Annotated in this window: 12 protein-coding genes and 1 pseudogene; 7 read left to right on the top strand and 6 right to left on the bottom strand. The window is 67.2% G+C overall.

From position 1 onward, the window contains the following. Positions 1-487 precede the first annotated feature (487 nt). From A5663_RS12000 to A5663_RS11985, 4 genes are all read left to right on the top strand, one after another. Positions 488-754 (top strand): hypothetical protein, encoded by a 267-nt coding sequence (locus tag A5663_RS12000; RefSeq protein WP_369816626.1) that lies wholly within the window; start codon positions 488-490, stop codon positions 752-754. 14 nt (positions 755-768) lie between these two features. Beyond that, positions 769-951, top strand: coding sequence for a hypothetical protein (locus A5663_RS11995; RefSeq protein ID WP_068148655.1), 183 nt, complete (start codon positions 769-771; stop codon positions 949-951). Beyond that, positions 948-1,256 (top strand): hypothetical protein, encoded by a 309-nt coding sequence (locus tag A5663_RS11990; RefSeq protein ID WP_068148652.1) that lies wholly within the window; start codon positions 948-950, stop codon positions 1,254-1,256. The genes A5663_RS11995 and A5663_RS11990 overlap by 4 nt, the downstream gene beginning before the upstream one ends. A gap of 780 nt (positions 1,257-2,036) precedes the next feature. Further along, complete coding sequence (locus A5663_RS11985) at positions 2,037-3,164, top strand: hypothetical protein (RefSeq protein ID WP_068148648.1); 1,128 nt, start codon at positions 2,037-2,039, stop codon at positions 3,162-3,164. A 400-nt stretch (positions 3,165-3,564) separates the two neighbouring features. Here the strand turns inward: A5663_RS11985 and A5663_RS11980 are convergent, their stop codons facing one another. Then, positions 3,565-3,945 carry a hypothetical protein gene (locus tag A5663_RS11980; protein ID WP_068148645.1) on the bottom strand — a complete coding sequence of 127 codons (381 nt, stop codon included), beginning with the start codon at positions 3,943-3,945 and terminating at the stop codon, positions 3,565-3,567. Between the two features lie 44 nt (positions 3,946-3,989). Here A5663_RS11980 and A5663_RS11975 point away from each other — a divergent pair. Both A5663_RS11975 and A5663_RS11970 read left to right on the top strand, forming a co-directional pair. Then, positions 3,990-4,667 (top strand): annotated as a pseudogene (locus A5663_RS11975) (HNH endonuclease); the annotation flags it as partial. Positions 4,668-4,696: 29 nt separating this feature from the next. Beyond that, positions 4,697-5,299, top strand: coding sequence for a DUF4126 domain-containing protein (locus A5663_RS11970; RefSeq protein WP_068148643.1), 603 nt, complete (start codon positions 4,697-4,699; stop codon positions 5,297-5,299). A 64-nt stretch (positions 5,300-5,363) separates the two neighbouring features. Here the strand turns inward: A5663_RS11970 and glgC are convergent, their stop codons facing one another. Beyond that, entirely contained in the window at positions 5,364-6,578 is a 1,215-nt protein-coding gene (gene glgC / locus A5663_RS11965; RefSeq protein ID WP_068148639.1) for a glucose-1-phosphate adenylyltransferase, read from the bottom strand. A gap of 85 nt (positions 6,579-6,663) precedes the next feature. Here glgC and glgA point away from each other — a divergent pair, with 85 nt between their 5' ends. Next, complete coding sequence (gene glgA, locus A5663_RS11960) at positions 6,664-7,827, top strand: glycogen synthase (protein ID WP_068148635.1); 1,164 nt, start codon at positions 6,664-6,666, stop codon at positions 7,825-7,827. Here glgA and A5663_RS11955 read toward each other — a convergent pair. From A5663_RS11955 to A5663_RS11940, 4 genes are all read right to left on the bottom strand, one after another. After that, a complete protein-coding gene (locus A5663_RS11955) occupies positions 7,824-7,991 on the bottom strand; it encodes a DUF3117 domain-containing protein (RefSeq protein ID WP_005059648.1) in 168 nt (55 codons plus the stop codon). The two genes, glgA and A5663_RS11955, sit on opposite strands and share 4 nt — an antisense overlap. A 145-nt stretch (positions 7,992-8,136) precedes the next feature. Then, complete coding sequence (locus tag A5663_RS11950) at positions 8,137-8,988, bottom strand: SAM-dependent methyltransferase (protein ID WP_068148673.1); 852 nt, start codon at positions 8,986-8,988, stop codon at positions 8,137-8,139. A 14-nt stretch (positions 8,989-9,002) separates the two neighbouring features. After that, positions 9,003-9,599, bottom strand: coding sequence for a DNA-3-methyladenine glycosylase I (locus tag A5663_RS11945; protein ID WP_369816625.1), 597 nt, complete (start codon positions 9,597-9,599; stop codon positions 9,003-9,005). Beyond that, on the bottom strand, positions 9,596-9,955 hold the full coding sequence (locus A5663_RS11940) for a DivIVA domain-containing protein (RefSeq protein WP_068148629.1): 360 nt from the start codon (positions 9,953-9,955) through the stop codon (positions 9,596-9,598). The genes A5663_RS11945 and A5663_RS11940 overlap by 4 nt, the downstream gene beginning before the upstream one ends. Positions 9,956-9,966: the final 11 nt, after the last annotated feature.

Below are 9,966 nucleotides of genomic sequence, written 5' to 3'. Positions count from 1 at the left end.
ACCCTTCTCGATGACGACGAGCAAACACAATGATCGCCCGCCGAGACCGTCGATCTAAGGGGTGAAGGGGTGAACGGCATTCACCCCTGCCCGCGGATAGGCGAACTAAGGGTGCCCTCAAAAGACCAGGAAAGGAAGAAAATATTATGACCCCTCAAAGGGATTGTGCACCCCTTTCGCGGGGCAGGGGTGAACCGTTCACCCCTGTCACCCCTTGGGCACCCTTGGGCCGCAATGCCCTCCGTGGCAAGCAAACACAAAGCGTCGCCCTCGACGACGGGGCGGCCGGGTCTGCATTGGGCCGCCTACCCCCGTGCCCTGTGGGATGCCCCCGAATGACCCCAGTGCGCCAGTGCGCGGCAGTGCGCCGACAGTGCGCCAGCGCAATCCTAAAGGCGAGAAGAAGTGGGCAGAGGTGGGGGCCGGTTGAACGGCACCTCTGCGGGCAGAGGTCAGCAGAGGTCGGCAGAGGTGGGAGCTGGCGCCGGTGACGCGGCGGTACGTCGGCACGGGCACGATCACCGACCTGTTCGCCTGCCTCGGGGGCGTGCCCGCGCTTCCCGGTGCCGCGTGCCGAGGTCGGCACGATCTGTTCGATGGTGAGACGACCGCCGATCGCATCGCCGCAGAGCGCCTCTGCCGCGACGCCTGCCCGGCGCTGGGCGCGTGCCGTCGCTGGGTGGCGTCCCTGCCCAAATCCCGGCGGCCGGTCGGCGTCGTGGCCGGGAGGTTCGTCGACCCGGTGAGAAGATGACAAGAGGTGAACCCATGAGCCATCCGCCCTACATCGAAGTGCTGTTCGCGCGAGGCGATCCGCCGTACGGGGCCATCGTCGTGCGCGGACTCACGCCGCGATCGCTGAGCGAACTGGCCTGCGCGGTGGCCGAGGCCGACCAGGCGGGCAAGGCCATCGAGGACGTGTTCGCCGCATGGGCGCAGGTCTACGAATGACAGGCCGCGGGCGCACTACTCGTCTGGGATACGGCAGCGCACACCAGCGCGAACGGCGGCGTGTTGCCGAGATCGTCAACCGCGGCGGTGTCCGCTGCTGGCGATGCGGGAGCTACATCGATCCGGCCGAACCGTGGCACCTCGGACACGCAGACACGATGCACGCCAAACGCTTCGCCGTCTACGCTGGGCCGGAGCATGCACGGTGCAGCTGGACCGCCGGTGGACATAAGCGGCGAGGCCGCATCGCCGCACTCAAGCCGGTGCGCCGACCGCGGCCCAAGGCGCTGGAGTTCTTCGACTGATGAATCCGACTGCGCCCCAGTGTGTTTCGGCAGCTGAATTCGACTGTGCGCCAGTGTGTTTCGGTGGTTGTTGCCAATGCACACATCGATGTTTGCTGGGATCGCTCTGACCTGCGGTTTGGTGCGTTTTTTATTAGCTGGCTTCCACATAACACCTGTCGCCGAGCGATCTATCTACCGCCGTTTTGACATGCCGCCGAGCGAACCGCCGCATAGGCGCTGAGCTGGCGGTTTATTCGCTACAGCAAACTATGAGATGTGTTGTGTGCCAACAAGATTCGGCTATCAAGTAAGACCCGCCGGGGCAGGCCTCCCGCTCGCCCGTGCGTTCACCGACAGCGGACGGCGCGTATTCCCCCGCCCCGGCGGGGTCGTGTCCATCGTCGCACGCTTGCGTCGCCGGTACGCCTTCTGACGGCAAGGGCTTGAGCAGTAGGTCGCGTCGCTGCGCGCCATGGGGAACGCGCGGCGACAGCCGCGACACTGCGTCCACCACACCTCGGCCATGAAATCCATTGTAGGCGTTACGGATAACATTCTCGCTTAGCGTTACGGCTAAGCAATTGTCGCCGTTAATATTCCAATTCCGTGCGACACTGGAAGTCGCCGGGCCGTTGTCCGGTATCCGGTGACGCCGTTGCGATCACCGTTCCCGGGAGAGCCCGGTGGGCCGATGCCAGTTGTGGCGTCCGCTGGCCGTGAGGGCCAATGCTCCTTGAGGACCTTGCGCGCTGCGAGCGCGCCCCTGGCGTCGTAGCCGAACAGTAAAAGGATGAAGCGATGAAAACCGATATTGATGCACTGGCGGAACTTCCGCTCGACCAGCTGGAGGAACGCGTCGCGTTCGCCCGCGCCCGCGTCGAGGATCGCGTGCAACGTTGCGAGGCCGAGAATCGCGACATGACTAGCCGCGAGGCTGATCTGACCGCCGACGACCGCCACGAGCTCGGGGCGCTGCGTGATGCGATGGCGTTGAGGTCCCGCAATGCCGAGCAGTCCGAGAAGGTCGCGCGGGCAGTGGCCGAGGCCGTCGAGACCCGCTCCGCACCGTGGCAGCCGACGCTATTGGTGAGCGAGGCCAACCTCCACGCCCACGCCGAGGCGTTGCGAGAGGGCCGCCCGTTCGGCGCGGTCGAAACCCGTGCGCGAGTGACGGCGGCATCCGATCTGGGATCGGCTGGTGCGTGGGCGACCGCCGCCCCGAATGAACCACGACACCTGATCGCGTTCAGCGGTATCCCGGTGTCGGAGTTGACCGGTCGCACCGCGCAGGTTCCCCATTTCACTGGCCCGACCGCGACGGCGGGTGCGGGCGAGACCGCCGACCATCCCGAATACGACGCCGTCGATCCGGTCAATCTGACCGCGCTGCGTTACGGCCGCTGGTCCGATGTGAGCGCGTTGGCGAACGTCGTCGACGACCTGATCGGGCTGAACAGGATGCACAGCTGGGGAATCGCCCGGGATCTGGATGCGGTGGCCGTCGACGCGGTGGAGGCGGCGGGCGCGCTGAACTCCCTGGGAGTGTCGGCGGGAGAGATCGAGGCCAGCGTGCGCGAAGCGATCCTGTTGGTGGCGGCCACCTGCTACGTCGCCGAGACCGATGTGGTGGTGGTCGGCACCCCAGCCGATCTGGCAGAGCTGACCGCCGTCACCCCCGGCAACGCCGCCGATCTGGGCAGCTATGCGGTGCGGTTCAACGGTGCGCGGCTGTACGCGACGACGGCGGCGTCGGCCGACATGCTGACCGTCTTCGCCCCGTCGGCATTCCGCGTCTTCCAAAGTCCGCTGCAGTCGGCGAGTTTGATCGACCCGCAGTCGGGTGCGCACAGGTTCGGTTCGTGGGTGCACTCCACGTCGGTCGCTCAGGAGATCGCGGGCAGCGCCGTGTGGGTCGGCGGGTCGTAACCTGGCGGGTCATGTCGGCATCTGCGAGTTCATCACGGTGAAGTCCATAATGCCGAGACGTGCCACGTTCTAGAGTTGTCCCACACTTTTCCGGCCATCAGGTCGGAGGCGAAACGGGGGGCACCATATGGCGTGGTGGTTTGGGCTCGGACGGAGCAAGACTGCCGGAAATCCTGCAGTCAGAGAGTGTTCCCACTCCGACGCGTGGAGTTCTCAGGGAACGGAGGTGTGCCGAAAGTGCGGTGCCCGTAAGGGCGGCGTTCACGGTGAGTGGAAGCCCAAGCCCGGCCCCGACTGCCTGCAAGGTAACCACGTCTACAACAACAGTGGCCATTGCAGAAATTGCGGAAAGCCAGACACTACGAATTGGTGAATGGCGCACCCTGTGGACGCGGCATGGTCAGAGCCAGCCGGGGTCGTCTTCGGGGCGCTGGGCCTCCGAGGCGCGCTGTCGGGTCGCCGCTGCGTCGGCGGTGCGACGCCACATGGCCTCGTCGAAGTCCGAGTTGGCGGCCACCTGGCAGGCCAGGGACCACACATTGCCGTCAGGTGCGGGCGCGCCGCCCGTCTGGACGCTCCACATGAGGGTCAGCGCGCCGCGAATGTCGGCGAGTTCGGCGGCGGGGAGATCGCGCATCCCGATCGCCTCGGCCTCGTCGTCGTCGACGCCCCGGAACCGGGCGTGCATGCACACGTACGCGACCAGCGCCGCGGCCTTCTCAGTCGAGCTGGTCGCGCGCTGCACTCGCGCCCTGTGTGCGTCGAACATGTCTTCAGTCATGATGATGGAATCCTTCCGGCACGAATTAGTGCATCAACTTGATGGCACTGAAGCGGGCTGCCGACACGACGTTCGACGACCGCGGTCGCGGTCAGGTGATGGCCGACACCCTCGTCGAACGCGTCAACGGCCTACCGGCCGATGTACCGGTGCCCGTCGCAGTCGACCTCGTCATCACCGACGAATCCTTGCTCGGCGGCGACAAGACTACGGCGCGGGTTCCCGGTTACGGGCCGATCCCGGCCGCGATCGCTCGCCGGTTGGCCAGCCGCGCGATCGCGGACAACCGCTCCAAAGCCACGCTGCGCCGGCTCTACCGGCACCCGTCGTCAGGTGCACTCGTCGCGATGGAGTCGCGGGCTCGGCTCTTCCCGAAGGCGCTCGCGAAGTTCATCGTCCTGCGAGACGACACCTGCCGCACGCCTTACTGCGATGCCCCGATCCGACACACCGACCACGCCACTGCACACGGTGCAGGCGGTCCAACCAACGAGCTCAACGGTGTCGGCACATGCGAAGCCTGCAACTACGCCAAAGAGGCCCCTGGCTGGCGGGTCATCACCCGTCGCAGCGACGACGGCATCCATACCTCCGAAGTGCGCACGCCGACGGGTGCCCGCCATCGATCGAAGGCGCCGCCGCTTCCCGGCTCCCCACGATCGCAGTCGAGCTGCATCGAGATCGCCTTCGCCGACGAGTTGGCCTGGCGCGACGCCGCCTGATTGCACCGAGCCCGCCGCATACTGATCCCATGGAACTGCTCACCGGCTTCGGGCTGGCGACCGCGGCGGGTCTGAACGCCTACATCCCGTTGCTGGCGCTCGGGCTGCTGTCCCGGTTCACCGACCTCGTCGCCTTGCCCGCCGGCTGGGCTTGGCTGGAGAACGGCTGGGTGATGGCGATCGTCGCGGTCCTGCTCGCGGTAGAGATCGTCGCCGACAAGGTGCCCGCCCTGGACAGCGTCAACGACGCTGTCCAGACTTTCGTGCGGCCGACGGCCGGTGGCATCGTGTTCGGATCGGGCACCGCGGCGCAGACGTCGGCCGTCAGTGACCCCGGCGCGTTCGCACAGTCCGGGCAGTGGATTCCCGTGGCGATCGGTGTCGTGGTCGCGCTCGTCGTGTCGCTCACCAAATCGACGGTGCGCCCCGCTGCCAACGTCGCGACCGCCGGTGTGGCGGCACCGGTGCTGAGCACGATCGAGGACGGCGTCAGCATCAGCCTGGTGTTTCTCGCGATCCTGCTGCCGGCGCTCGTCCTGGTGGCGGCGGTCGTATTGATCTGGGCGGCAGTGCGACTCATGCGCCGGCGCCGCCGTCGCCGAGCCGTCGCGAACGAGAAGTCAGGGTTGTGATCGCGGTCAAATCACGACCAGGAATGCTATTTCGCGGCACCCGAGCGCGCGGCAGCCCGCGCAGCTAGATCCAGACGCCCTTACCTACTGCGACCACTCCCCCTGCGCTGATCGCGAACCGTTCCCGGTCCTTGTCGAGGTCGACCCCGACCATTTCGCCCGGCCCGACGACGACGTTCTTGTCCAGGATCGCGTGGCGCACCACCGCGCCGCGGCCGATGCGGGTGCCGGGCATGATCACGCTGCCCTCGACGATCGCGCCGTCGTCGACGACGACGTTCGACGACAACACCGAATTGCGCACGGACGCCGCCGAAATGATGCTGCCCGCACCCACCACCGACTCCTGCGCCGAGCCGCCGTTGACGAACTTGGCCGGCGCCAGCATCTCCGACTCGCCGCGGATCGGCCAACGCTTGTTGTAGAGGTTGAACACCGGGTGCACAGACACCAGGTCCATGTGTGCGTCATAGAACGCGTCGAGGGTCCCGACGTCGCGCCAGTAGCCGTGATCGCGCTCGGTGGCCCCGGGCACCTCGTTGTTGCTGAAGTCGTACACCGCCGCCATGCCGTCGGCGACGAGACGCGGAATGATGTCGCCACCCATGTCGTGGTCGGAATGGTCGTCGTCGGCGTCGGCCCGAATCGCGTCGATGAGCACCTTGGTGGTGAAGATGTAGTTGCCCATCGACACGAACGTCTGCTCGGGGTCGTCGGGCGTGCCCGGCGGGTCGGCGGGCTTCTCGATGAAGCCGCGGATGCGCCCCGACTCGTCGGCGTCGATACAGCCGAACGCCGTGGCCTCGGCGCGCGGCACCCGGATGCCCGCGACCGTCGCTCCCGCGCCGCTCTCGATGTGGAACTGGACCATCTGCTCGGGGTCCATGCGGTAGACGTGGTCGGCGCCGAACACGACGATGTAATCCGGATCCTCGTCGTAGATGAGGTTCAGCGACTGGTAGATCGCATCCGCCGAGCCGGTGTACCAGCGGGGCCCGAGGCGCTGTTGGGCCGGCACGGGCGTGATGTATTCGCCCGCAAGGCCAGAAAGCCGCCAGTTCTGCGAGATGTGACGGTCGAGCGAGTGCGACTTGTACTGGGTCAGCACGCAGATCCGCAGATACCTTGCGTTCACCAGATTCGACAGCACGAAGTCGATGAGCCGGTAGGCCCCGCCGAAGGGAACCGCAGGCTTGGCCCGATCCGCGGTCAACGGGTAGAGCCGCTTGCCCTCACCGCCGGCCAGGACGATGCCGAGCACGTGTGGCAATTCCCTCATGCCTCAAACCTATCCGCCGGTTCTGTCCGGGGCTAGGCATTGGCGCGCCTGCGGCGGCTTGCGGCCGTAACTATCGTCTACAACCATGCGGGTGGCGATGATGACTCGGGAGTATCCACCCGAGGTTTACGGCGGGGCCGGCGTGCACGTCACCGAATTGGTCGCTCAGCTGCGCCACCTGTGTGAGGTGGAAGTGCACTGCATGGGCGCGCCGAGGACCGACGCGGTCGTGGCACACCCCGACCCGGCGCTGCTCGGCGCCAATGCCGCACTGTCGATGCTTTCCGCGGACTTGAACATGGTCAACGCGGCTGCCCACGCCGATGTCGTGCATTCACACACCTGGTACACCGGCCTGGCCGGCCACCTGGCCGGACTGCTCTACGACGTCCCGCACGTGCTGACCGCCCATTCGCTGGAGCCGATGCGGCCGTGGAAGGCCGAGCAGCTCGGCGGCGGCTACCGGGTGTCGTCGTGGGTGGAGAAGACGGCAGTCGAGGGCGCCGACGCGGTCATCGCGGTCAGCTCCGGTATGCGCGACGACGTGCTGCGCACCTATCCGGCACTGGATCCGAACCGGGTCCACGTGGTGCGCAACGGGATCGACACCGACGTCTGGTATCCGGCGCCGCCCGAGCCGGGCGAGTCGGTGCTGGCCGAGCTCGGCGTCGACCACTCGCGTCCGATCGTCGCGTTCGTCGGGCGGATCACCAGGCAGAAGGGCGTCGCGCATCTGGTCGCGGCGGCGCATCAATTCGCCCCGGAGATCCAGCTGGTGCTGTGTGCAGGAGCCCCCGACACCCCGGAGATCGCTGCCGAGGTGACCGAGGCTGTGCAACAGCTGTCGCGTTCACGCACCGGCGTGCACTGGGTCCGGGAGATGCTCTCTATCGTCAAGATCCGCGAAATACTGTCGGCTGCAACGGTTTTCGTCTGCCCATCGGTCTACGAGCCGCTGGGCATCGTGAATCTGGAGGCGATGGCGTGCGCGACGGCGGTGGTCGCCTCCGATGTCGGCGGAATCCCCGAGGTGGTGGCCGACGGGCGCACCGGGCGGCTGGTGCATTACGACGCGCAGGATCCGCGCGCCTATGAGAGCCGGTTGGCCGAGACCGTCAACGAGCTGGTCGCCGATCCGGAGAAGGCCCGGCAGTACGGCCAGGCGGGGCGGCAGCGCTGCATCCAGGAGTTCTCCTGGGCACACATCGCCGAGCAGACGCTGGAGATCTACCGCAAGGTCAGAAGCTAGCTGGTGACGTTCTTCAGCTCGTCGCCGAGCGCGGCGGCTTCGTCCGGAGTGAGCTCGACGACCAGTCGCCCGCCGCCTTCCAGTGGTACCCGCATCACGATGCCGCGCCCCTCCTTGGTTGCTTCCAGTGGACCGTCGCCGGTCCGGGGCTTCATCGCCGCCATCGAGTGCTCCCTCCACATGAGCCGGCCCGCTCACGGGCTCGGTCGGGCCGAGACTGCCCAACCGTAAGACAGCTCCCGGCACTGAACTGCTACTGAACTGACCCTATTGTTCCCTATCGGCGCGGTTCGGTGTGCAAAGACCCGGCTATGGCCGCCCGGGCGATGCCTGCTCGGGTGCAGAACCGGCACGCTTGACCGCTTCGACGAAGTAGCCGCGCGGCACGCCTTCGGCATCCCGCGGCGCGGGCGGTGCGGGCCATCGGCCCCACGTGTACCCCGGTTCGGCGATGTCGGTGACGACGGCTTCCCAGCCGTTGCGCTCAGCCAGCTCGCCGGGCGAATCGGTTCCGAACAGCCACGGCGATCCACGCTCGGCCATCGCTTCCCGCACACCCGCCAAGGCAGCGGATTCCAGCAGCGCCTTTCCCACGACGTCGTACAGGAGCACCGACCCAGGTGCCGACAGCGCATCGACGCCGCTGAACAGGGCTCGAACCGTGGGTTCGTCGAGGTACTGCAGCAAGCCCTCGATCAACCAGATCGTCGGACTCGCCGCGTCGTGTCCTGCTGACCTCAGCGCGGACGTCCAGTCACGGGCGAGGTCGGTGCCGATCGCCACGCGACGGGCCCGCGGATGCTCTCCGGCCAGCTTCTGGTCTTTGGCGGCGATCACCGCGGACTGGTCGAGCTCGTACACCGTCGTGCCGGAAGGCCACTCGAGTCGGTAGCTCCTGGCGTCGAGACCCGCCGCGACCAGGACCACCTGGGCGACCGTCGGCGCAGCATGCAGCAACGCCTCGTCGAAGAATCGGGTACGGACCACGATCTGCAGCGTCGACTGTTCTCCGGCCTCGGCGACCATCTGCGCCAGCATGGTCATGCCTGCCTCGCCTGCGAGCCTGCCCGCGAACGGGTCGACGAAGAGGGGCGCTTCGCGACTGGATTCGCGGGCACGGATCGCCGCTACCAGGACTCCCGTGTCAGCCACTGCGGTCATGCTCTTCGAGTCGTTCACGCTCGAGGCACCCAACAGTCGGCGGTGTGGTCGTCGACCATTCCGGTCGCCTGCATCAACGCGTAGGCGGTCGTCGGCCCGACGAACCGGAAGCCCCGACGCTTGAGTTCCTTGGCCATCGCGGTCGACTCCGGGCTGGACGCCGGCACGTCGGCGAAGCCGACGGGTCTCGCCCGCGGCGGCGGCGCAAAGGACCACAACAACTCGGCAAGCCCCACCCCCGAGTCCGCGAGGTCGGCAGTCGCCTGCGCGTTGGCGACGGTGGCCTCGATCTTCGCGCGGTTGCGCACGATCCCCGCGTCGGCCATCAATCGGGTCACGTCGCGCTCGGTGTAGCGGGCGACCCGCTCGACGTCGAAGCCGTCAAAGGCGCGCCGGAAATTCTCCCGCTTGCGCAGGATCACCAACCACGACAGCCCGCTCTGGAACGCTTCGAGGCTGACGCGTTCGAACAGCGCAGTTGAGTCGCGCAGCGGCCGGCCCCACTCGGTGTCGTGATAGTCGCGGTAGAGCACGAAATCCGCGGGCGCCAAACGTGATTCGTCGATCCAAGCGCAGCGGACCCGACCGTCGGATTCCACGGCGCCACTCACGGCTGCTCGCCGCTCTCCGCCGGTAACGCGTGCGCGCCGCCTGCAATCGGCTCGTCGTCGTGGATGCCGTGCGCCGCGCGCAGCGTGGCGAGTTGACCCCGAAGTTGGTCTAGCTCCTGGCCCAACCGGTCCAGCACCCAGTCCACCTCGCTGGTCTTGTAGCCGCGCAGCGTCTGGCTGAACTTGACCGCGTCGACGTCGGCACCCGTCACACCGGAGGCGGGCAGCACCGTCGCGGTGGTCTCCCGGGGCAGCGGCGGCAGCGGTTCCCCGCGGCCGAACAGCGCGCTGCCCACGGCGAACAGCACGACGGCGATCAGGACCAGGACGACCAGATACAGCAGAACCAGGCTCACACCGTCGATAC

It is taken from the genome of Mycobacterium sp. E740 (assembly GCF_001672895.1).
Lineage (GTDB): Bacteria > Actinomycetota > Actinomycetes > Mycobacteriales > Mycobacteriaceae > Mycobacterium.
This window is presented reverse-complemented; position numbering and strand designations above follow the sequence as displayed.